The organism is Flavobacterium branchiicola (assembly GCF_018383905.1).
In the GTDB taxonomy this organism is placed as follows: domain Bacteria; phylum Bacteroidota; class Bacteroidia; order Flavobacteriales; family Flavobacteriaceae; genus Flavobacterium; species Flavobacterium branchiicola.
Genome location: NZ_JAGYWA010000007.1, coordinates 361,952 through 386,211, shown reverse-complemented (window position 1 = coordinate 386,211; position 24,260 = coordinate 361,952). Strand labels below are relative to the sequence as shown.

Genomic DNA, 24,260 nt, shown 5'->3' with positions numbered 1-24,260 from the left:
AAATGCTCTCTTGTTTATTATAATAATTTTTAAAATAAAGTAGTAATGAAAAAAGCGCTCTATACAATACTATTCTCTATTTCAGTATTACTGACTACAACAGCACAACAAAAACAAACTTTTGCTATTAGCGACGGCAATTTTCTGCTGAACGGAAAACCAATTCAGATTCATTCGGGTGAGATGCATTATTCCCGAATTCCGCAACAATACTGGCGCCACCGTTTACAAATGATGAAAGCAATGGGGTTAAATGCCGTTGCAACTTATGTTTTCTGGAATTACCACGAAGTTGCTCCCGGTGTATGGGATTTTAAAACAGGAAACAAAAACTTAGCCGAATATATCAAAACGGCACAAGAAGAAGGTTTATTTGTAATCTTACGGCCAGGGCCTTATGTATGTGCAGAATGGGAATTTGGCGGTTATCCGTGGTTTTTACAGAATGTTCCTAATATGGTTATTCGAGGTAATAATCCAGAATATTTAGCTGCGACAAAAGCCTATTTTACTGAATTGTATAAACAAGTCGCTTCTTTGCAAATTACCAAAGGTGGGCCAATTATTATGGTTCAGGGCGAGAACGAATTTGGATCTTACGTATCACAACGCAAAGACATTCCGCTTGAAGAACATAAAAAATACAGTGCAGCCGTATTTCAGCAATTAAAAGATGTAGGATTTGAAGTTCCGTTTTTTACTTCAGACGGAAGCTGGCTTTTTGAAGGCGGTGCTCTACCCGGAGCCTTGCCAACAGCCAATGGCGAGGACGATGTTGAAAAATTAAAAAAAGTAGTCAATCAGTTTAATAATGGCAAAGGACCATATATGGTTGCCGAATTTTATCCGGGCTGGCTGGATCATTGGGCAGAACCTTTCCCAACACAAAAACTGGAACAAACCGTTCGCCAGACCAAAAAATATTTAGACAACCAGGTTTCTTTCAATTATTATATGGTTCATGGCGGTACTAATTTCGGGTTTACTTCCGGAGCAAATTATGATAAAGAACACGACATTCAGCCCGATATGACTTCTTATGATTATGATGCACCTATTAGCGAAGCGGGCTGGGCAACGCCAAAATACAACGCGCTGAGAGAATTACTAAAAACAAATGAAACTCCAGCAATTCCGGCAAGAATCCCTGTAATAACAATTCCTAATATTGCGCTGACAAAAGCAGTTGATTTAGCCGATTTAAAAGATAAAATAATGCCCGTTATTGAAGATACGCCACAAACATTCGAACAACTAAATCAGGGCGATGGTTACGTTTGGTACAGCAAAAAATTTACACAACCTATAAGCGGAAAATTAGAATTGAATGGTTTGCGTGATTATGCAATGGTATACGTAAACGGTAAAAAAGTAGCTGAATTAAATCGTTATTACAAAAATTACAGCTGCGAAATCGACGTTCCTTTTAATGCAACGCTGGATATCGTAGTCGAGAATATGGGACGCATAAATTATGGTTCGCAAATTAATGCCAATACTAAAGGAATTATAAGTCCTGTGATTATTAATGGCGAAACCATTACCGGAAATTGGGAAATGTATGGTTTACCAATGAACAAAGAACCGGAATTGACCCCTTACAAAAACTCAGCAAAAGTAAATCGCCCTACACTTTATCAGGGAACTTTTAATGTAAACAAAACCGGAGATACCTTTTTAGATATGAGAGATTGGGGTAAAGGAATTGTTTTTATAAACGGAATTAATATTGGGCGTTACTGGAGCGTTGGTCCGCAACAAACCCTTTATGTGCCGGGATGCTGGCTAAAGAAAGGCAAAAATAATATTGTGATTTTTGAACAGAAAAATGAGAAAATTCAAAAGCAGGTAAAAACAATAGAAACTCCAATTTTAGAAGATTTAAAACCGGAGAAAGGTTTATAATTTAAGCTTTTACAAAACAAAATTAATCTCGCAAAGACGCAAAAGCGCAAAGTTTTGTCATTTCGACGAAGGAGAAATCTTCACAAGTAACTCGCAACGAAAACCTAATCTTTGTCGAGCTTCTCACGAAGATTTCTCCTTCGTCGAATGTTTAAAGCGCCTAGAAACAACAAAGCCACCCAATATTGGATGGCTTTGTTGCTTTTATAAATTTTGAAATTACTTCCAGTTAAAAGTAATTCTTTTTTCAATTTCTGAACTTAAGCTTAAGAAAACCGGACAAGTCATTCCTGCACGCTCCAAAATCGTTCTGCTTTTTTCATCGGCCACACCTTGCATATCAAATACAATTTCGATTGCTCCGATTCTTCTTGGTTCTGCATTCATAATTTTAGTTACTTCGGCAGTAGAACCTGTAAAATCTACTTCCATATCACGGGCTTTAATTCCCATAATCGTCATCATGCAGCTTGCCAGAGCATTTGCTACAGTATCTGTTGGTGAAAATGCTTCTCCCTTTCCGTTATTATCAACCGGCGCATCCGAAATGATTTCGCTGCCAGATTGTATATGAATTGATTTTGTTCTTAAATCGCCTAAATAGGTTACTTTTGATGTCATTAATTTGCTACTTTTAAAGTTAAGTCAGTATCATAATATAAAATGTAAACACCTTTGTTTGCGTGTCCTCCATCTTCTTTTTTATAATATTGAAATTTATTATCTACTTGTTCTGTCGTCATTAGATCTGCCGTTTCCTGATATGTTTTTCCTTGCACCAAACGCATCATAGTATCAAAAGTTACATCAAATCCTTTAGTTGCATACGCATTTGGATTTACTTTGTTTTTCAATCGGTATGCTTTTTCAAAAATCTGAACTCCGGCATCATCACTTTCACGAGTTACAGACGGATACATTAATTTTAATTTTGTCAAATTATCAAAACTAATTTCATCCGTATCCAGTGTACTGTTAGGTTCTAAAATCACCAATTGTACCTGACAAGTTTTTTGTGCATCCAGCAACGCTTTTATAGTGGCTTTAACCATTGCCGTATTTCCGGTTTCCATTACCACATAATTCATTCTGTTTGGCAATAACAAACTTTTCAGGTTTGCAACATCCAAACCTCCTGTTTCTGTCAAAGCAGCAAAAACAACTCCTTTTTGATTTTGTTTGATATAATTCGTTACCGATTCTTTTTTCTTATCTACAACGGCAACAATGTTTCCGTTTTTAGCACGCATATAATCAAAAATAGCATTACGAATAACATCATTTGATGGAATCGCCTGATACAAATTATCAATTGGATTTGCAGCATCTTTAGACAATGGAGAAATTACCGGAACATTATATAATTGAAGTGAATTTGCAGTCGCCTCGGCATTATTTTGATAAAAAGGTCCAATCACTGCATTTGCATTCTGAAGTTTATTCTGTGCAATTAAACTCGAAACATTTGATGTTGTTTTAGTTTCTCCCGAATCATAAATAGAAACATCAATTGGTAATTTTAAAGTTTTAGCCGAATCTATCGCCATCATTGCTCCCGAATAAAAATCAAGGGTCATGTTCAAAAACTTATCGCTTTTAATTCTCGTTGCTGTACTTGTTGTATCGTTTTGCATTTTTGCCAGATTAAAAGGCAACAATAAAACAACTTTCTGACGTCCTATCTGACCTCTCTTTTTTGTCAATTCAACAATTTCAGGATCTGCAGAAACAGACTCAGATTTTACTTTATCGACAATTTTAATCCCGCTTGGAGCATCTGCTACTTTTTCAATTGGTTTCTCTGCCTCTTTTTCTGTTGGTTGAGCCTGTACAATAATTGGAGCCGGTGCTAAATATCCTGTCGGAACTTTCAAAACCATTCCTTCTTTAACCCCTTCAGAAAGAGACGGATTTAAAGCTGTCAATTCTTCCTGACTCAAATGAAAAGTTCTTCCTAAACTATAAAACGTTTCTTTTGGTTTTACCTGATACTCCATATAAGTGGTTGCTTTTTTAGGAGTTTCAGTTACTTTTTTAGTTTCAGTTGGTTTAACCGTATTTACTGCCGGAGCTGCAACTTCCGTTTTAGGAGCTGTTCCTTTTATAGTTAATCGATATCCAACCGGAAGATTGGCAACAATTTCAGGATTTCTTTTTTCCAGTTCTTCAACCGTCATATTGTACTGTTTTGCAATACCAAATTTAGTTTCCTTTGCCGCAACATCATGATAAACATATTTTTCCGATGAAGTACTTTTAGCAGGTTTTGAACTTGCAGCAGCAGCAGCAGCTTTTGGAGCTGAACCTTTTGCAGGAATCACCAATTTTTGTCCAATTTGTACGCCGTCTTTTTCCAGAAAAGGATTTGCCGCTTTTAAAGCTGCATCCGAAATTCCGTACTTGTGTTCAATACTGTAAAAAGTCTCTTTTGGCTGAACCTCATGAATAATTTCTTTAGAATTACCGTTCGATTTAACCGCAGCAGTTTCTGTTTTGGCCACAGCTTTATTCGTTTTTGTCGGAATCAGTAAAACTGTATTTGGTTTAACTCCACTTCTGGCATCCGGATTCAAAGAATAGATATCATAAGGAGTAACTTTAAATTTTACTGCAATCTCGTTAATTGTTTCCCCGCTTGAAACCGTATATTTCACCACTTTCTCTTGCGAAAAAGCAGAACAGGTTACAAAAAAAACGAGAAACAATAATGTTGAATAATATTTCATAATAAGGCTTAAAACAATTTAATTTTTAATTTCTAACAAGGTACTAAATTCTACTCAAAGCAAGATTCGCGCCATATGTTAATTCGATGCAAATTATTATCTAAGATCAATTTCAACTTTTGCGATAACAATCTCTTTATATAACTCATCTTCCTCTTTTTTCTTGCATTTATATAAAACTTCTTCCATGTTTTGGAACTTATCTGAGTAAACATAATACGAAAGACTGTTAATATTGAAAAAGAAGCTAGCGTTAAAATCACCAGAATCAATAAGTTTCATAATACACTTATCGCGCAATGTTGCGTCTGTAAATATACCTAAAACTAAGTAATACCCATTTGAAACTTCTTTAAGATTATCAAAAACTTCAACCTTTACTGTTTTATCCTTCTTGAGAGGGTTTTGTTCTAATTCGCGCTTCATTTCTTCTAATGAAACTATTTTTGAAGCCTCGGCAGAATTTGTTTTGCTTTGTTTTTTAATCGCTTCATCCTGATACTTTTTCAGTTTAACCAAAGCTAGTTTATCATCAAATTTTCTGGCTTCCATACTATAATAAGAAGCCTTGCTAATGTGTCTTTTTACTTCAATTTTTTTCTGAATATCTAATGAATCAATTTTAGCAATTAACAACTGATTTTGTGCATCACCTTGCTCCTGCTCAATTTTATAGCGTTTAATTTCTTCTAAAGAAAGGCGTTGTTGTATCGAAGCAACATTGTTATTCTTTTCGCTTTCGCGGATTTTCTTCTTGTATTCCTGATTTTCTTCAACGGCAATTTTCTCTACTTTATTCATCAAACCGGCATACGCTTTTCGGTTTTCAGCCAGTTCTTTTTTTAATTGAGAAGATAATTCACTTGTTTTTCCGATACTTTCAGATGATTGTTTTTCCAGACGTTTAGATTCATCAACATTCAAAATATCCATTCGCTTTAATTCCACTAAATCATTATTCATCGTATTAACCAACGAATCTAATTTAGCCATCAAAATATCCTGAACATTCTTATTCGCCTCTAAAACCAATCGCAATTTTTCAACCGAATTTTCTTTAGAACCATTCATATCATTCAGATTTACTTTCAGATCATTGATTTTGATAATCTTCTGATTCATTTCTTTCTGAATCACCAATCGGTCTTTTAAATCCTCCAGCTCAACTGTTTTTGCTTTTGTTTTCTCAACTACAACTTGTTTTTCTGCCAAAGCCATCATTAATTCTTCGCTTTCGTTGACAGGTTTAATTTCTTTGGTATTAATGGCTAATTTATTTCCAACAACCAAACCATTTACAATTTCAGGGTTTTGAGATTCTAACTGCTCGATCGAGATTTCGTATTTTTTGGCAATCGAAAATTTAGTTTCCTTTGGCTCTACCACATGAAAAATAGTTTCCTGATTGATCACGCGAACTCTTCCGTCCAGCGTTTTTCTTTTGTTTGGAATAGCAATCGTTTGTCCAATTTGCAATCCGTTTTGCAATAAATCTTTATTTAAGTTTTCTAAATCCTGAACCGAAACATTATATTGCCTGGCAATACTGAATAAAGATTCTTTGGCAATTACCAAATGTGTTAATTTTGAAGAAGTAACATTTTCTGTTTTAGCAGGATTTGAAACATTTTGCGGAATAACTAATTCCTGCCCGATTTGGAGTCCGTTTGCAAGAATCTCTTTGTTTGCTTCCTGAATGCTTTCAACAGAAACATTGTATTGCTTAGACAAACCGTAAAGGGTTTCTTTTGCGCCAACAACATGAGTAATTTGCTGTTCTTGTTTTTGCTTTTCTGAAGAGTGAACCGGAATCTTAATTATTTGATTGTCTTTGATTCCACTTTGCGATTCGGGGTTGAGTTTGTAAATCTCATCTACAGAAACCTTATATTTTTGGGCAATAAAATAAGCGGTTTCTCCTTTTTGAATCTTGTGCTCAATAATTGAATCTTGTGCAGTTATTTTGTTAAAAGACAAAACAAACACAAGAGAAATCGTTAAAAGTTCTCTCATAAATAGTAGGTTTAAAATATTAGGGCATTACAAATGTAACTTAATTTTAAAAATAGCACTACCCTTACCTAAATCTTTGTTACAACTTAGAACATAAAATATTTTTCTCTGCTAAAATATCGTTCTCTCTTATAGAAACAAAAAAATGCCCATTATAGAATGGGCATTTTTTTTATTTTATGAAGTGATAATCGAAATTATTCCCACTCAATTGTTGCAGGTGGTTTTGAACTAATATCGTAAACTACACGATTCACGCCTTTTACTTTATTGATAATGTCATTTGACACTTTCATCAAGAAATCGTAAGGTAAATGAACCCAGTCAGCCGTCATACCGTCTGTAGATTCTACAGCTCTAAGTGCTACTACTTTTTCGTACGTACGCTCATCGCCCATAACACCAACACTGTTTACAGGAAGCAAAATTGCTCCGGCCTGCCAAACTTTATCGTATAATCCCCAAGATTTTAACCCTTCGATGAAAACAGAATCTACATCTTGTAAAATTTGCACTTTCTCCGGAGTAATATCTCCTAAAATTCTGATTGATAATCCTGGTCCCGGGAAAGGGTGTCTTCCCAATAATTCAGGATCTATTCCTAATGAAGCTCCAACTCTTCTTACTTCATCTTTAAAAAGCATTCTAAGTGGCTCTACAATTTTTAATTTCATGTAGTCTGGCAATCCACCAACATTGTGATGTGATTTAATCGTAGCCGATGGTCCTTTTACAGAAACCGACTCGATTACGTCAGGATAAATTGTTCCTTGTGCCAACCATTTTACGTCTTCTAATAAGTGTGATTCATCATCAAAAACTTCGATAAATACACGTCCGATAGTTTTACGTTTTGTTTCAGGATCACTAATTCCCGCTAATTCGCCAAGAAAACGATCTCCGGCGTCAACACCTTTTACATTCAATCCCATTCCTTTGTATTGATCTAATACATTTTGGAATTCGTTTTTACGAAGTAAACCGTTATTTACGAAGATGCAATATAAATTTTTACCGATTGCTTTGTTTAGTAAAACGGCAGCTACAGTAGAATCTACTCCTCCAGATAAACCAAGAACCACTTTATCGTCTCCTAGTTTCTCTTTCAATTCTGCCACCATTTCTTCTACGAAAGCGTTTGGTGTAAAGTTTTGAGGAACTTCAGCAATTTTTACTAAAAAGTTCTCTAACATTTTTGCTCCGTCAGTTGAATGGTAAACTTCTGGATGGTATTGAATTGCATAAGTAGTTTCGCCTTCAATTTTGTAAGCTGCGAATTCTACATCATGCGTGCTTGCTAATTTTACAGCATTTGTTGGAAGCGCTTTGATACTATCGCTATGGCTCATCCAAACCTGACTGTTTTCTGAAACTCCTTCAAAGAAAGTTTCACCTTCTTTAATGTAAGATAAATTTGCTCTTCCGTATTCTCTTGTATTAGAAGCAGCAACTTCTCCACCGCTAAAGTGTGCTAAATATTGTGCTCCGTAACAAACAGCAAGTAAAGGCATTTTACCTCTAATTTGTGATAAATCAGGATGTGGTGCATCTTCTCCTCTAACAGAAAAAGGGCTTCCTCCTAAAATTACGGCTTTATAACTTGATAAATCACTTGGAATGTGATTGTAAGGGAAAATTTCGCAGAATATATTTAATTCGCGAACTCTACGCGCAATAAGCTGAGTATATTGCGATCCGAAATCTAAAATAAGTACGTTGTGTTGCATGCGCAAAAGTACTTTTTATATTCGAAAATGAAAAATCGGAACAATGAAAAAATGTATTTTTTTTTCATTGTTCCAATTTTTAGGCACAAAGGTTCAGAGCTTCAAAGGTTCAAAGTTTAAATTTAACACTAAAAATTCTTTGTTACTTAGAACCTATGTACCTTTGAACCTCAAATAGAAAAATCCAAACCAAACAAAATCTCGTATCTACGAGAAAACCTCTTTTTTATGAAATCAAAATTAATTGCCCTTTCTCTTTTTTTATCTTTATTTTTAAGTTCTTGTGATGCTGTAGATGATTTATTGACCTTTACTATTTCAAATGAAACTTCAATCAAAATTCAAAGCACTTCCCCAATTAATTTACCATCAGAGATTGTTACTCCTGAAGTGACAACAAATTCATCAGCTCAGTTTGAAAACAATAAAACAAAAGCCAGTCTGGTAAAAGATGTGAAGCTAAGATCGCTTCAACTAGCAATTACAGAACCTTCAGATAAAACTTTTACGTTTTTAAAATCGGTTCATTTATACATTTCAACTACAGATTCTGATGAAATTGAATTGGCGTATCAGGATAATATTAATGCAACAACCAATACAATCGATTTGATTTGTACCGATAAAAAACTGGATCAATACATTAAAGCTGATAGTTACAAAATAAGAACTAAAGTAACTTTAAAAGAAACCTTGACGAAAGATGTAACTGTAAAAGCAGATATGAAGTTTAGAGTGACTGCAGATCCATTTTGATCTAAGTTCCAAAGAAACAAAGTGACAAAGGTTCAAAGAAACGAAGTGTAAAAACTTTGTCGCTTTGAACCTTTGTTACTTTGCACCTGGCGCGAAAAGCGCGCTACTCTTTCGTCACAATAATAGATGCCTTAAATCCTGCGGCAAGATTATCCCAGTAATCATTTGTAATCAATTGACCTTTGTCGTCGTAAACTTGTATTTCGGCAGTATTCCCTCCCAATGAGCCAATATTCAAGGCTTCGAAATCTAATTTATTAAATCCGTCAGATAGATTTATTTTTACATCTTTAAAATTAGAATCTAAAAATATCTGATCTCTTATTACATAATCGTTGTTAGAGACTTTTACCAAATCGCCATCGATTGCACCAAAATCACGAAATTTCACTATAAAATATTGTGACTTGGTTTTGAAATCTCCTAACGAAATATTTTTCTTGACAAGTGTTCCTCTGCCTTCTCTTAAACCGGCATCTTTTAAGGCTTTATCTAAATCTTTTTCCATTTTTGCCACATATCGGTCTCCTGGGTTTGCAAACTCAGTTTCGGTTGACATTGTGAATTTACTTTTTTCTTCACCAATCTGAAACTTTGATTTAGGAGTTATGCTTGTATTGTCGTAAACATTTGGTGTTTTTATAGCCGGAATATCCAAATTATCAGCCTGCGGGTCTTTTACCTGAGGAATGGGTGTCTTTTTAGGTTTTGCACTAAACTTTGGAGCAGGAATACTCTTGTATTTAGTACTAAATTCAGTTTGGGCTGATACCGTTACAGCAGTAAAAAATAATATGAAAAATAAAATGTGCTTCATTGAAAAAGTTTTATCGAATCGGCTTTTATAATTTTATAAAATAAATAGTATAGCAAAGCAAAAATAGCATAATTTACTTAGTCACTTTAACTTTAAGGTTTTTATAACAATAAATTAGGCAAATTTTTGGATACAAAAAACCTGCCAAAAATGTAAATACTTCACTAAAATCAAATAGTATCACACTAATATTTCAGCGTTATTTTCCAAATATTTTGTTATAAAACAACTGCTTTTCTTTGACAGTTAGTAACTTATTCTTAAATTCAGTGTTTTAATTTACGTTTATAAAAAATTTGACAAAATGGATTATATCGACTACTATAAAACATTAGACGTTACAAAAAACGCAACTGAGGCTGAAATCAAAAAAGCGTATCGAAAACTTGCCAGAAAGTACCATCCCGACCTAAACCCGAACGATAAAGAAGCGGAGCAAAAGTTTAAGGAAATAAATGAGGCAAACGAGGTTTTGAGTAATCCTGAGAACCGTAAAAAATACGATAAGTACGGAAAAGACTGGAAACATGCTGATGAATTTGAAAAAGCCGGTTACGATCCAAATCAGCAGCAATATTCTAGACAACAGCAAGGTGGTCAAACGTATTCTGATTTTTCGGAAAGTGATTTTGGAGGCGGAGATTTTTCAGATTTTTTCAATTCTATGTACGGTTCCGGGCGAAGCAGCCGAGGCCAGTCGAAATACAGAGGGCAGGATTTTAATGCCGAATTACAGTTAGATTTAGCATCAGCCTATACCACACATAAACAAAGCTTAACGGTAAACGGCAAAAATATCCGAATCACTATTCCGGCAGGAGTTGAAAACGGACAAATCATAAAAATTCCGGGACATGGCGGGCCTGGAGCCAATGGTGGTCCTAATGGCGATTTGTACATCACATTTACCATTGCCAATAGTTCCGACTTTAAACGTGAAGGCAATAATTTATATGCCGATGTTGACCTGGATTTATACACCGCAGTTTTAGGTGGAGAGATATATGTAAACACTTTTGACGGGAAAGTAAAAATTAAAGTTCCGGCAGAAACCCAAACCGGAACAAAAGTTAAACTGAAAGGAAAAGGCTTTCCGGTTTACAAAAAAGAAAATCAGTTTGGTGATTTGTACATTACCTACAACCTAAAAATCCCAACTAAATTATCCCAAAAAGAGAAAGAATTATTTCAAGAATTAGCTAAAATAAGAAATCATGAATAGTAAAAACTTAATCCTCATAAAACAGTTTTGCCTGTATCACGAAATTGAAAATACTTTTATAACGGAATTGAATAATTACGGTCTGATAGAAATTATTTCGCAGGAAGAAGAGCTATATTTTCATCCGAAACAATTGCCTGCTGTAGAGAAAATGATTCGTCTTCATTATGACCTGAAAATTAACATGGAAGGAATTGATGCCATTGCTCATTTATTGAATAAAATTGAGGCTTTGCAGCAAGATTTAACTTCGACACAAAATAAACTTCGTCTTTTCGAACAACATTTTACGGAATAAAACTGACAGTCAAAATATCACAAAAAAGAGCATTTTACACATTGATTTCAAGCAAATTCAGCTCATTTTGACCGGCATATTTCATAAATTGCGGCGTATTTAACTAACCTGAATTTGTTTTAATTAAAGAGTACACAGATTCAAAAAACAGAAAAAAATGAAAAGAGAAAACATCTTGACAGGATCACCGTGGGAAGACAAAATGGGATATTGCCGCGCGGTAAGAATTGGCAATATTATCGAAGTTTCCGGCACAGTGGCAATTGTTGATGGCGAAAAAGTAAAAGCAGATGACGCTTATGCTCAGACTTATAATATTTTGGAACGTGTAGAAAAAGTTCTGGAAGACTTAAACGTTGGAATGAAAGACGTCATCAGAACCCGTATTTTCACTACCGATATTACTACTTTTGAAGATGTTGCAAGAGCGCATTCTGCTTTTTTTAAAGATGTAAAACCAACTACAGGTTTTTATGAAATCAGTAAATTAGTTGCACCTGAATATTTGGTTGAAATTGAATTTACAGCTGTGATTCAATAATATATTTTAGCCACGAATTACACTACTTACACTAATTACTTTGCCACAGATTAAAGGATTTAAACGGATTTCTTTTAAATCCTTTAATTAAAAACACATTAATTCGTGAAAATTCGTGAAATTCGTGGCAAAAAAAGTCCCGCATATTTAATGACTTCCCAAAATCCAAAACAACTTCTTCTTGATATTCCTAAATGGATTCTTATTTGCGCTTTAATTGGTGTGCTTTCAGGATCTGCATCTGCATTTTTTCTGATTGCTTTAGAATGGGTTACACAATTTAGAATTCAGTACAACTGGATTATCTGGCTTTTACCTATTGGTGGATTTCTGGTTGGACTAAGTTATTATTACTGGGGACAATCTGTCATGAAAGGAAATAATCTTTTACTTGAAGAATATGAGAATCCGAAAAAAGTAATTCCGTTTAAAATGGCACCTTTGGTTCTTTTAGGAACTTTATTGACTCATTTATTCGGAGGATCTGCAGGACGTGAAGGAACCGCGGTTCAAATGGGAGGCGCAATCGCCGATCAATTCACAAAACTTTTCAAATTAGATAATTCAGAACGTAAAATTTTAATTATTCTCGGAATCAGTGCGGGTTTTGCTTCCGTTTTCGGGACACCTCTGGCAGGCGCTATTTTTGCTTTGGAGGTTTTATATTTTAGTAAAATCAATTTCAAAAGTATCGTTCTTTCTTTTTTAGTGGCTTATGCAGCCTATTTTACGGTAGAATTTTGGAAAATAAAACATACCCATTACAACATTCCTGTTGTTCCGGAAATCAGTTTCAGCACTTTATTCTACACTATAATTATCGGATTATTATCTGGTTTTGCTGCTTTATTATTTGCCAGAAGTACTCATTTTTGGAGTTCATTATTCTCAAAAAGCATTAAATATCCACCGCTTCGTCCGGCTATTGGCGGAGTTATTCTAGCCATAGCGATTGCCGGTTTCGGATTCACCAAATTCTCCGGACTTGGAGTTCCAGTAATTGTAGATTCCTTTTCTACTCCAAACGAATGGTATGATTTTTTACTTAAAATCCTTTTTACCGGATTTACTTTAGGAGCCGGTTTTAAAGGCGGAGAAGTTACTCCTTTATTTTTTGTAGGCGCCACTTTAGGAAGTGCCTTGTCTTTAATTATTCCAATGCCAATTGCACTTTTGGCTGGTTTAGGATTCGTTGCAGTATTCTCGGGTGCAACACATACTCCTATCGCCTGTACTATTATGGGAATGGAATTATTCGGCATTCAACCCGGAATTTTCATTGCACTTGCCTGCGTAATTGCTTATTTTTCTTCAGGTTCTGTTGGAATTTATAAATCTCAGATTGTTAAAGGCTCAAAACATAAATTATATCAGAGGTTAAATTCTAATTTTTAAAGGCTAAATTCCAATTTTTGAAATTCCAAATCTTAAATTCCAAATTTTTAAAATTCCAAATTTCAATGGATTAAAATCCGTTCAAATGAGCGCTTTCGCGAAAGCGAATCCGTTTCATCCGTGTACAAATTCAGCATCAAAATAAACTCAAATTACATACTGCTTTATAACAACTTATAACTCCTATTTCATAACTTAAAATATCCATTACCTAAAAGTGTGTTAATCTGTAAAATGATTTCAACATTACATTAAAAAAATGTAAATTCGCACACTATGAAAATACAAGATATACAGGCAATACAATTGTTGCTTGCTACCCCAAAGAAGATTGCAATAATTCCGCACCGAGGTCCAGATGGCGATGCCATGGGTTCTACCTTAGGTTTATACCATTTTTTATTAAAAAATAATCATCAGCCAACAGTGATTGCGCCAAATGATTTTCCTGATTTCCTTGCCTGGCTTCCGGGTTCTGAAACGGTAAAAATATTTGAAAAAGACACTGAAAACTGCACAAAAATATTAGAACAAGCCGAGTTAATTTTTACACTTGACTTTAACGCTTTTCATCGTACGGGCGAAATGGAGCATACTTTAGCAAAGCTAACAGCTCCGTTTATCATGATCGATCATCACCAAAAACCTGATGATTATGCGGCATATACGTACTCTGATACTTCTTACGGATCAACTTGTGAAATGGTTTATAACTTTATCACTTTTTTAAACAAAAAAGAAGATATTGATAAAACAATCGCAACTTGTATTTATACCGGAATTTTGACCGATTCAGGTTCATTCCGTTTTCCGGGAACTACAGGAAACACACACCGCATTATTGCAGAATTGATTGATTTAGGGGTTGAAAATACTCAAATTCCCGTTCTGTTATTTGACAATAGTTCGTACAGCCGTCTTCAGTTATTAGGTCGCGCTTTACAGAATATGAAAGTGCAGGAAGAGCATAAAACATCGTATACATCACTTACGCAAGCTGAATTGGATTCTTTCGATTATGTAAAAGGTGATACCGAAGGAATTGTAAATTATGGATTAAGTATAAAAGGTATTGTTTTTACTGCTATTTTTATCGAAAATAAAGACGAGAAAATCATCAAGATATCTTTCCGTTCTCAAGGCGGATTTGATGTAAATCAATTTGCGAGAGATCATTTTAATGGCGGAGGACATAGCAATGCGGCTGGTGGAAAATCGGATTTATCGATGGAAGAAACATTAAATAAATTTGAAGATTTAGTATCTAAACTAAAAATATAACCGAATATGAATTACTTAAAACTAAGCATTTGCAGTTTTCTTTTTGCTGTTTTATTAGTGAGTTGCAAGCATCATGAAGAAGCGAGAAGACCACTTTCGAGAACTTCGGGTACTTTCATGAAAAAATCGGCGGATCGTAATAAGAAATTAGTAGCCAACGAAGAAAGTGTCATCAAAAAAATCATAAAAAATAATCCTAAGGTAAAATATTATGCTACCAGAAAAGGATATTGGTTTTCTTATGATGAGCGAAATCTAAACGAAACCCAAACACCAAGAAAAGGTGATATTGCTTATTTCAACTTAGAAATAAAAGATATCAACGGTAAAGTTATTTACTCAGAAACCGAACTTGGTCCTCAAACGTATGCTGTAGATAAACAGGATATTATGATGGGTCTGAGAGACGGAATCAAATTGATGCATAAAAATGAAACAGTTACCTTCTTGTTTCCGTCGCATATCGCTTATGGATACCATGGAGATAATAACAAGATTGGAACAAACCAGTCTTTAATTTGTACAGTGACGCTTCGAAATTTTGTTCCGGATCCTACTGCTCCAAAAACAGCTGTGTCTGCAGGTCAAGCAGCAACAACTCAGACTCCGGCAGGACAAACACCAAAACCGGCAACACCTAAACCTGCTGCTGTAAAACCTGCTGCTCAACCGAAAAAAGATACAATAAACCCTTAAAAAAACATTTTAAAAATGAAAAAGAGTATTTTATTATTACTATTAGCCGTAACCTCATTTTATTCCTGTAAAGACGAACACAGCAATTTACCTGATGGTTTATACGCCGATATAGAAACTAACAAAGGACATATTATCGTTGAATTAGATTATAAAAAAGCGCCTGTTACAGTAGCAAATTTTGTAACTCTTGCAGAAGGTAAAAACGAATTTGTAACAAAAGAATATCTTAAAGGTAAACCATTCTATGATGGTTTAAAATTTCATAGAGTTATCGAAGATTTCATGATTCAGACCGGAGATCCGGAAGGAACTGGTTCTGGTGATACAGGATACAAATTTAAAGACGAAATTACAGATTTAAGATTTGATAAAGCGGGAGTTTTGGCAATGGCAAACAATGGTCCCGGAACAAACAGCAGCCAATTTTTCATCACGCATGTTGAAACGCCATGGTTAGATGGAAAACATACTATTTTTGGTCGTGTGGTTGAAAAAGGACAAGAAGTTGTAAATCAGGTAAAACAAGGTGATACTATTGTTTCTGTAACTATTATCAGAAATGGTGAAGCAGCTAAAAAGTTTGATGCGGTAAAAGTATTTCACGATTACTTCTCAGATATTGCAAAAGAAAAAGGTAAATATGCAGGAGCTCAAAAAGAAAAAGTAGCTTATTATGCGGCTTTGAAAGCTAAAGCAACCAAAACTAATTCGGGATTAGAATATGTAATTACAGAAAAAGGTTCAGGTAAAAAACCTGCAATCGGAACTCAGGTTTACATTCACTACGCAGGATTCCTTGAAGACGGAACATTATTTGATGCAAGTGTAGAAGATGTTGCAAAAGCATTCGGAAAATATGATTCGGCAAGAGCAGAACAACACGGTTATCAGCCAATTCCATTTCAGGCAGGAAAAAAAGACGGTTTGATTCCCGGATTTATTGAAGGAATTGAGCAGCTTTCATTTGGAGACAAAGCAGTTCTTTTTATTCCATCTCATCTGGCTTACGGAGCAACTGGTGCAGGAGGCGTAATTCCGCCAAATGCAAATATCATTTTCGAGATTCAATTATTAGAAAAACCACAATAGTACATTCTAACATAAACTTAAATTCTAAACAAAATGAAGTTTAAATTTTTATTTTTATTTTGCCTTGCTGTTGCAAACCTACAGGCACAAACAAAAAAACCTGTAGCAAAACCAAAGGCGGCAGCAACAACAAAAACGGTTGCAAAAGCAGATCCAAATGATGGTATTTTTGCTACTATTGCAACTACAAAAGGTGACATCGTTCTTTCTTTAGAATATGTAAAAGCACCTGTTACCGTAGCCAACTTTATTTTATTGGCAGAAGGAAAAAATCCTAATGTAAAAGTGGAAAGACTTAAAGGAAAGCCATTTTATGACGGATTAAAATTTCACAGAGTTATTAATGATTTCATGATTCAGGGAGGTGATCCGGAAGGAAATGGTTCAGGAGATCCTGGTTATGCATTTAAAGATGAATTCACTGAAGAATTAAAATTTGATAAAGGCGGAATTCTTGCTATGGCAAATTCAGGTCCAGGTACAAACGGAAGTCAATTTTTTATTACTCATAAAGAAACTCCGTGGTTAAACGGAAAACACACCATTTTTGGACATGTGGTATCTGGAATGGACAATGTAAATAAAATTGTTCAGGGGGATATCATGACAAAAATTACAATTACCCGTAAAGGTGCAGCTGCTAAAAAATTTGATGCTTTAAAAGTGATTACTGACGATGCTAAAAAAGGAGAGGCAAAAAAATTGGAAGCTCAAAAAGTAGTAACACAAAAAGCTGCTTCTTTTACAGCAAATAAAGCAAAAGCAACCACAACTGCTTCTGGTTTAAAATATGTAATTACACAAAAAGGAACTGGCGTAAAAGATGCTGAAGGATCTGCAATTTACTTTCATTATGCTGGTTATTTTGAAGACGGAACTCTTTTTGACAGCAGCATGGCAAGTGTCGCAAAAGCTTACGGTAAATACGATGCAAGCAGAGATGCTCAAGGCGGCTACAAAGCTTTTCCTTTTACAGTGGGTAAAAAAGACGGAATGATTCCTGGTTTTCTTGAAGCGTTAGATATGATGACTGACGGAGAGAAAGCAACTTTCTTTTTACCTTCAAATTTAGCTTACGGAGAAAAAGGTGCCGGAGGTGTAATTCCACCAAACGCTACTTTGATTTTTGAAATTGAAACTTATAAAAATCAGCCGAATAAGTAATTTATACTGATTATTTTAAATAAAAAGAAAGCCATCAATTAGCAATTTTTGATGGCTTTCTTTTTTTATTCAACCAATTCTGTTTTCTATTAAATCCTCAAAATATCAAGCAATTTTACACTCGAAAACGACAGCAATAATAACGTTTGCGTTGATTTTCTGCTGAATCTTAAACAAAATACCTTACCTTTGCCAGCCTTAATTTTTAAAACAGGAATTTCCAATGTCACAAAACAACGTATTAAAAGGAGTATTTTTAGTTGCTTTAGGAGCTACAACTTTCGGAATGTTAGCCACTTTTGTAAAAATGGCCTATGGTGAAGGATATACTACTGCCGAAGTAACCACCTCTCAATTTGTTTTAGGTATTCTTGGAATTTTATTGATCAATGCCTTTCAAAAAATAAAAAATAAAGATAAAGCGGTAAAAAAAGCCACCTCAAAAAACATCTTCCAATTAATGCTTGCCGGAACTTCATTGGGAATGACAAGTTTGTTTTATTATCTGGCGGTAAAATATATTCCCGTTTCAATTGGAATCGTTTTATTAATGCAAACTGTATGGATGGGGGTTTTACTTGAAATGATTCTGGAAAAAAAACTGCCTTCAAAACAAAAAGTTTTTGCCGTTTTTATAGTACTTATAGGAACTGTTTTAGCAACAAACTTAATCAATGCCGATTTTAAACTGGACTGGCGAGGAATTGCCTGGGGTCTTTGTGCAGCGTCATCATTTACCACAACCATGTTTACCGCAAATCGTGTTGCGACCGAAATTTCATCAGCACAGCGAAGCCTATATATGCTTCTTGGCGGGGCTGTAATTGTATTTTCGTTTGCTCTGGCTACTCAAACCGAAACTTTTAATCTGGAAATCTTCCTTAAATGGGGAATTGTTCTGTCTTTATTTGGAACCATAATCCCTCCTATGCTTATGAATGCTGGTTTTCCGTTAACCGGAATTGGCTTAGGAAGTATTGTATCTGCGCTGGAACTTCCCGTTTCTGTTACTATGGCCTACGTCCTTTTGAATGAAAAAGTTATCTTTTTACAATGGGTTGGAATTGTTTTAATCATTCTTGCCATCATTATTATGAACATCAATTTTAAGACTAAAAAATAGTACTTTTTGCAGAGTGCTAAAAAAAAAGCTCTTGTAATGTAATAATTGTTAATTTTTTTATAAATTCGTGATAAACAACAAGATATCATGAATCTACTCTGGCATTTATATTTAATGGCTTTTTTATATATCCTTGCCGGTATCAATCATTTTAGAAAACCCGGAATGTATTTTAAAATCATTCCGCCTCAATTTAAGAATCCCAAGTTAATAAATAATCTAAGCGGAGGAGCCGAAATACTATTGGGTGCCCTCCTTTTGCTTCCTGCTACAAAAACTTTTGCCGCATGGGGAATTATAGCGCTTTTAATTGCTGTATTTCCTGCAAACATTTATATGTTTCAAAATAAAAAAGCGAGTTTTGGTTTACCAAATTGGATTTTATTTGTACGTTTGCCCTTACAATTTGTTTTGATTTTCTGGGCATATCAATATACCTGTTAACAATCAAATCTATTAATCTAAAATTATTTAATTATGAAAAAATTATTTGCAGAGTTTTTTGGAACTTATTGGTTAGTTTTTGGAGGTTGTGGAAGTGCACTTTTTGCAGCTGGAATTCCTGATCTGGGAATTGGGTTTGCAGGTGTTGCCCTTGCATTTGGTTTAACTGTTTTAACAATGGCTTATGCTGTAGGACATATTTCAGGAGGACATTTTAATCCGGCGGTTTCGTTTGGTTTATGGGCTGGCGGAAGATTTTCGGCAAAAGAACTAATTCCGTACATTGTTGCGCAATGTGTAGGTGCGATTGCTGCTGCAGGTACCTTGTATACGATTGCATCAGGCAAAGCCGGATTTGTAATTGACAATACAAAAGCGGGTGCTTTTGCATCAAATGGTTTTGGTGCTTTTTCTCCTGACGGTTATTCTTTACAATCTGCTTTTATTGCCGAATTTGTATTGACATTGTTTTTCCTTTTAGTTATCTTGGGCGCTACAGACAAATTTGCAAATGGCAGATTTGCCGGGATTGCAATTGGTTTAGCTTTAACTTTAATTCACTTAATCAGTATTCCAATTACCAATACTTCAGTTAATCCTGCTAGATCACTTTCTCAGGCTATTTTTGTTGGTGGAGAACCATTATCTCAGGTTTGGTTGTTTTGGGTTGCACCAATTTTGGGAGCTATAGTCGCCGGATTTATTTATAAAAATCTATTACAAAATCACGACGAAGCTTAATCATACAACTCAAATCAAGCATTAACATTAAAAACTAAAATATGGATTTTTTATATTTCTTACTTATTGGTGCAGTTTCAGGATGGTTAGCCGGACAAATTTGGAAAGGCGCAGGTTTTGGACTCATTGGTAATATTATTGTTGGAATCATCGGCGGATTTTTTGGCGGATGGCTTGCCGGAAAGCTTGGTATTGGAGGCGGCGGGCTTCTTTGGCAAATTTTAATTGCTGCAGGAGGTGCCTGGATTTTATTATTCATCATCAGCCTGATCAAAAAAGCCTAAAGGTATTAGCATAAATTAAATCACCTATCAGAATATATAAAGAGAAAAAAGAAGTCCTAAAGACCTCTTTTTTCTCTTTTTTTTTGTACTATATCACAAAACAGATTCTTTTAAAAAATCACTTCATTAATATTAATTCCACTAAAACAATATCGTTATTACATCAATTTCATTACATTTGAGTAAATACATTGCTTAATTATGAATGAAGTTATTAATTATTTCAGCACGATTCCGTCAACTCATAGAAGCTTGATTTTGATTGGAGGAATTACCCTTTTTTGGTTGATTGAAAATACGTTTCCGCTTTTTCAGATGCAGTATCGCAAATGGCATCATGCGGGTATTAATATTTTCTTTACTATTACAACTATAATAGTCAACTTTATTCTGGCATTTATCTTAATTAAAACCGCAGCCTGGACCACTGAAAACAATTTCGGCATACTGCAATGGCTTCCCGAATTACCCATCTGGCTTTATACTATAATTGGCTTACTTTTACTGGATTTAATTGGCGCTTATCTGGCCCATTTTGTACAACATAAAATAAAATTTTTATGGCGCTTTCATCTTATACATCATACCGATACCTGGATTGATACTACGACCGCAAACCGACATCATCCGGGCGAAAGTGTTATTCGATTTATATTTACCACTTTGGGCGTTTTAATAGTGGGAAGTCCGATGTGGATGGTGTTCCTTTATCAGTCTTTATCAGTAATAGGTTCACAATTTAATCATGCCAATATTTCGCTTCCTGCAAAACTGGATGTTTGGCTAAGTTATTTTATTGTCTCTCCCAATATGCATAAAGTGCATCACCATTATATGTTGCCTTATACAGACAGTAATTACGGAAACATTTTTTCGGTATGGGATCGTTTATTTGGCACTTTTACAACTTTACCAAAAGAACAGCTTATTTATGGGGTTGATACGCATATGAAACCCGAGGAACACAATAAATTACAGAATTTATTACAAATTCCGTTTCAAAAATCGAGATCGAAAAAAAACAGTTAAAATCAGTAAAAAAAATATCATTGAGCGTACCAACTAATTATTTTTTTTATTAATATTGATATATAAAATGAAAATCAATCTATTAATCATTAACCTCTATTTTGAATTAATTTTCACGAGATGAAAAAGAGTAACCGCAAAGAATTGAATTGGGAACAAACCGAAAAACTTGTTTCGTTAGCTTTAGAAGAAAAAAATCCATTTGAGATCATTAAGAAAGAATTTGGATTGGCAGAAAAAGAAGTACTGGAAATTTTGAAGAAGAAAATGCCTCTTGAAAAATTTGAAATGTGGAAAAAGAAGGCTCTTGCAAATAAACCAAAACCAAAACCAGTTAAAATTGATGATTTTGATGAAGATCTGGATGGTAAATATTACATTAAGAACAAATTTGACTAAAATAAAGCTCCTGAAATTCAGGAGTTTTTTTTATTTTAAACTAATTTGTAACAATTTCTTATTTATCTAGTCATATACACAAAACTAAACTTACGCAAATGAAAAAAATAATTTACACCTTAGCTCTGGCTGTAACGCTTTGGAGTTGTAAAACAGGTAGTACCGGCGGCACTGCAAAAAGCAATATTGTAGACGTTAACATCAATCTTGTTGATGTAAAAGACGATAAAGTTTTGGTAACGGTTACTCCGCCTGCTATTAAAACTGACGAAGTTATTTATAGTATTCCTAAAACAGTTCCGGGAACTTATTCTACCGATAATTACGGTAAATATTCTGATGATTTCAAAGCTTTTGATGCTAAAGGAAATGCATTAACGGTAAAAAGAATTGACGATAATTCATGGTCTATTTCTAATGCAAAAACGTTAAAAAAGATTACTTATTTAACCGGAGATACTTTTGATACTGAAAAAGGAACCGGTTTTGGTAATGATGACGTATTTTCTCCGGCAGGTACTAATATTAAAGCAGGAGAAAACTTCATGGTTAATACGCATGGTTTTGTAGGTTATTTTCAAGATAAACTAGATGTTCCTTATAAAGTTACCATTACACATCCTGAAACACTTTGGGGTGCTACATCTATGACAGATGAAGATGCAAGCAAAACAAGCGATGTTTTTACAACTCCTCGTTATGCTGTTTTGGTTGAAAACCCAATTATGTATTCTAAACCGGATTACACTACTTTCAACGTTAACGGAATGGATATTTTAATTGCCGTTTATTCTCCAACAGGAAAATTTACAGCAGAAAGTATTACGCCGGAAATGAAAACAATGATGACGGCTCAGAAAAACTTTTTAGGACCAGTAAATTCAACTAAAAAATATTCTGTTTTACTATACTTGTCAAGTATGGCAAAAGATGATGCACATGGTTTTGGAGCTTTAGAACATCCTACTGCAACAACGGTTGTATTACCGGAATCAATGCCAAAAGAGAAATTAGTAGAATCAATGAAGGATGTTGTTTCTCATGAATTCTTCCATATTGTAACACCATTAACGATTCACTCAAAAGAAATTCAGTTTTTTGATTACAATGCGCCAAAAATGTCTGAGCATTTATGGATGTATGAAGGTGTAACAGAATATTTTGCAAACCTCTTCCAGATCAATCAGGGATTAATTAACGAAGGTGAGTTTTACACTCGTATCGCTGATAAAATTGAGCAGGCAAAAAGTTTAGACGATACGATGTCATTTACTAAAATGAGTGCTAACGTTTTAGTACAACCTTATAAAGATCAATACTTAAATGTATATCAAAAAGGTGCTTTAATTGGTATGTGTATTGACATTATCATTAGAGAAAAAAGCAATGGAGAAAGAGGAATTCTTGATTTAATGCATAAATTATCTAATGAATATGGTATTGAAAAGCCATTTAATGATAATGAGCTTTTTGCTAAAATTACATCATTGACTTATCCGGAAGTGGGTGAATTTCTAGACAAATATGTAGCAGGAACTACTCCAATTCCTTACGATTTTTATTTAGCTAAAGTTGGTGTAGCAAAAGCAACAGAAAAAAAGCCAGGTCCGATATTCTTAAAAGGACAAACTCCTTTTATCACTGTTGACAAACAAACGAAAGAAATTGCTGTTCGTTCTGACATCGAACCAAATGATTTTTTCAAAAACTTAAATATAAAAGGTGGAGATAAAATTTTGGCAATCAACAACAAAGCCTATTCTCTAGAAAACATCTATGATTTAATTACTGAAAGCGAAAACTGGAAAGAAAACGATCCTATTACAGTAAAAATTAAACGTGGTACTAAAGAAGAAACGATAAAAGGAACTGTAAAGTTACCATACGAAGAATCTGAAACTTTTAAAGCTACAGACGCTACAAAAGAAAAACTTAAAAATGCATGGTTGAAAGGGTAATCTCTTTTAACTCTGAAAGCAAAAAAACCGACAAGTGATTGTCGGTTTTTTTTGTAATCTGATGTCAGGCTGAGCGAAGTCGAAGTCCCGCAATGTGATTCGCTTTATATGACTTCGACTTCGCTCAGTCTGACAAACTTTTTGTTTTGATCTTTGTCAAAGTTTGAAACTTTGACAAAGATTTTTACGTTTGATTATTTCTTCACCGGAAATTTCCAGTCAAATTCATCTTTGTCGTTGATAATAGCACCAATTTCAAACTTCACTACCTCATCAAATTCAGTCTGAAGGATAAACCAGTTGTCTTCGTTGAAATAATTCTCAAAAGTATCAAATGTCTCCTGATTGTATTTTGTAATTCCTTTAGTTGCTAAATCTTTCTTTACATCAGCAATTTTTCTTCCGATTAACTTGAAGCCAAAAACTTCTAAATCATTGCTTGAAGCTACTAAATAACCTAATTTCATATCTTCTTCCTGATAGAATGTCAATCTGATTTTATGTGCATTGTACACAAAAATCACATTATCATCTTCGTCTATATAATTTTTATCAGGTTTTCCTAAAGCAGCCGTTACATCGTTTTGCTTCATTCCGAAAAGCAATTTATCAATTCCTGATTTTAGATTTATTTTCATAGTTGTTTCCT

23 protein-coding genes are annotated in these 24,260 nt (G+C 34.4%); 17 read left to right on the top strand and 6 right to left on the bottom strand.

Annotated elements, in window-relative coordinates; all coding sequences use genetic code 11:
• Window positions 1-45 precede the first annotated feature (45 nt).
• Window positions 46-1,905, top strand: a complete 1,860-nt coding sequence (locus KHA98_RS19015) for a glycoside hydrolase family 35 protein (RefSeq protein WP_213259475.1) — start codon at window positions 46-48, stop codon at window positions 1,903-1,905.
• A gap of 219 nt (window positions 1,906-2,124) precedes the next feature.
• On the opposite strand, the gene KHA98_RS19010 is transcribed toward KHA98_RS19015, so the two are convergent.
• The 4 genes from KHA98_RS19010 to guaA all read right to left on the bottom strand — a co-directional run bounded on the left by KHA98_RS19010 (window position 2,125) and on the right by guaA (window position 8,371).
• Window positions 2,125-2,526, bottom strand: a complete 402-nt coding sequence (locus KHA98_RS19010) for an OsmC family protein (RefSeq protein WP_213259474.1) — start codon at window positions 2,524-2,526, stop codon at window positions 2,125-2,127.
• Window positions 2,526-4,631, bottom strand: coding sequence for a PBP1 and LysM peptidoglycan-binding domain-containing protein (locus KHA98_RS19005; protein WP_213259473.1), 2,106 nt, complete (start codon window positions 4,629-4,631; stop codon window positions 2,526-2,528). The genes KHA98_RS19010 and KHA98_RS19005 overlap by 1 nt, the downstream gene beginning before the upstream one ends.
• 96 nt (window positions 4,632-4,727) lie before the next feature.
• Window positions 4,728-6,644 (bottom strand): muramidase family protein, encoded by a 1,917-nt coding sequence (locus tag KHA98_RS19000; RefSeq protein WP_213259472.1) that lies wholly within the window; start codon window positions 6,642-6,644, stop codon window positions 4,728-4,730.
• A gap of 197 nt (window positions 6,645-6,841) precedes the next feature.
• Window positions 6,842-8,371, bottom strand: coding sequence for a glutamine-hydrolyzing GMP synthase (guaA, locus tag KHA98_RS18995; protein ID WP_213259471.1), 1,530 nt, complete (start codon window positions 8,369-8,371; stop codon window positions 6,842-6,844).
• Between the two features lie 228 nt (window positions 8,372-8,599).
• On the opposite strand from guaA, the gene KHA98_RS18990 reads away from it, so the two are divergent.
• A complete protein-coding gene (locus KHA98_RS18990; protein WP_213259470.1) occupies window positions 8,600-9,127 on the top strand; it encodes a hypothetical protein in 528 nt (175 codons plus the stop codon).
• Between the two features lie 103 nt (window positions 9,128-9,230).
• Here the strand turns inward: KHA98_RS18990 and KHA98_RS18985 are convergent, their stop codons facing one another.
• Entirely contained in the window at window positions 9,231-9,944 is a 714-nt protein-coding gene (locus KHA98_RS18985; RefSeq protein WP_213259469.1) for a hypothetical protein, read from the bottom strand.
• 304 nt (window positions 9,945-10,248) lie between these two features.
• On the opposite strand from KHA98_RS18985, the gene KHA98_RS18980 reads away from it, so the two are divergent.
• The 15 genes from KHA98_RS18980 to KHA98_RS18910 all read left to right on the top strand — a co-directional run bounded on the left by KHA98_RS18980 (window position 10,249) and on the right by KHA98_RS18910 (window position 23,611).
• Entirely contained in the window at window positions 10,249-11,166 is a 918-nt protein-coding gene (locus KHA98_RS18980; protein ID WP_213259468.1) for a DnaJ C-terminal domain-containing protein, read from the top strand.
• Entirely contained in the window at window positions 11,159-11,464 is a 306-nt protein-coding gene (locus KHA98_RS18975) for a chaperone modulator CbpM (protein WP_213259467.1), read from the top strand. Before KHA98_RS18980 ends, KHA98_RS18975 begins: the two co-directional genes overlap by 8 nt.
• Window positions 11,465-11,621: 157 nt before the next feature.
• Window positions 11,622-12,005, top strand: coding sequence for a RidA family protein (locus KHA98_RS18970; RefSeq protein WP_213259466.1), 384 nt, complete (start codon window positions 11,622-11,624; stop codon window positions 12,003-12,005).
• A gap of 150 nt (window positions 12,006-12,155) precedes the next feature.
• Entirely contained in the window at window positions 12,156-13,400 is a 1,245-nt protein-coding gene (locus KHA98_RS18965; RefSeq protein ID WP_213259526.1) for a voltage-gated chloride channel family protein, read from the top strand.
• A gap of 276 nt (window positions 13,401-13,676) precedes the next feature.
• Complete coding sequence (locus tag KHA98_RS18960) at window positions 13,677-14,681, top strand: DHH family phosphoesterase (protein WP_213259465.1); 1,005 nt, start codon at window positions 13,677-13,679, stop codon at window positions 14,679-14,681.
• Between the two features lie 6 nt (window positions 14,682-14,687).
• Window positions 14,688-15,377, top strand: coding sequence for a gliding motility-associated peptidyl-prolyl isomerase GldI (gene gldI / locus KHA98_RS18955; RefSeq protein WP_213259464.1), 690 nt, complete (start codon window positions 14,688-14,690; stop codon window positions 15,375-15,377).
• Between the two features lie 15 nt (window positions 15,378-15,392).
• Entirely contained in the window at window positions 15,393-16,469 is a 1,077-nt protein-coding gene (locus KHA98_RS18950; RefSeq protein ID WP_213259463.1) for a peptidylprolyl isomerase, read from the top strand.
• 33 nt (window positions 16,470-16,502) lie between these two features.
• Entirely contained in the window at window positions 16,503-17,633 is a 1,131-nt protein-coding gene (locus KHA98_RS18945) for a peptidylprolyl isomerase (RefSeq protein ID WP_213259462.1), read from the top strand.
• Between the two features lie 223 nt (window positions 17,634-17,856).
• Complete coding sequence (locus tag KHA98_RS18940) at window positions 17,857-18,756, top strand: DMT family transporter (protein ID WP_213259461.1); 900 nt, start codon at window positions 17,857-17,859, stop codon at window positions 18,754-18,756.
• 87 nt (window positions 18,757-18,843) lie between these two features.
• Entirely contained in the window at window positions 18,844-19,200 is a 357-nt protein-coding gene (locus KHA98_RS18935) for a DoxX family protein (RefSeq protein WP_213259460.1), read from the top strand.
• Window positions 19,201-19,233: 33 nt separating this feature from the next.
• The gene (gene aqpZ / locus KHA98_RS18930) at window positions 19,234-19,941 is read left to right on the top strand and encodes an aquaporin Z (protein ID WP_213259459.1); all 708 of its coding nucleotides are present in this window, start codon (window positions 19,234-19,236) and stop codon (window positions 19,939-19,941) included.
• A gap of 41 nt (window positions 19,942-19,982) precedes the next feature.
• On the top strand, window positions 19,983-20,225 hold the full coding sequence (locus KHA98_RS18925; RefSeq protein ID WP_213259458.1) for a GlsB/YeaQ/YmgE family stress response membrane protein: 243 nt from the start codon (window positions 19,983-19,985) through the stop codon (window positions 20,223-20,225).
• A 201-nt stretch (window positions 20,226-20,426) separates the two neighbouring features.
• Window positions 20,427-21,254 carry a sterol desaturase family protein gene (locus KHA98_RS18920; RefSeq protein WP_213259457.1) on the top strand — a complete coding sequence of 276 codons (828 nt, stop codon included), beginning with the start codon at window positions 20,427-20,429 and terminating at the stop codon, window positions 21,252-21,254.
• 120 nt (window positions 21,255-21,374) lie between these two features.
• Window positions 21,375-21,653: a DUF2805 domain-containing protein gene (locus KHA98_RS18915; protein WP_213259456.1), complete on the top strand. Its 279-nt coding sequence runs from the start codon at window positions 21,375-21,377 to the stop codon at window positions 21,651-21,653.
• A 98-nt stretch (window positions 21,654-21,751) separates the two neighbouring features.
• Entirely contained in the window at window positions 21,752-23,611 is a 1,860-nt protein-coding gene (locus KHA98_RS18910) for a M61 family metallopeptidase (RefSeq protein ID WP_213259455.1), read from the top strand.
• 194 nt (window positions 23,612-23,805) lie between these two features.
• Here KHA98_RS18910 and KHA98_RS18905 read toward each other — a convergent pair whose 3' ends face one another.
• The gene (locus KHA98_RS18905; RefSeq protein ID WP_213259454.1) at window positions 23,806-24,249 is read right to left on the bottom strand and encodes a hypothetical protein; all 444 of its coding nucleotides are present in this window, start codon (window positions 24,247-24,249) and stop codon (window positions 23,806-23,808) included.
• Between the last annotated feature and the right edge of the window lie 11 nt (window positions 24,250-24,260).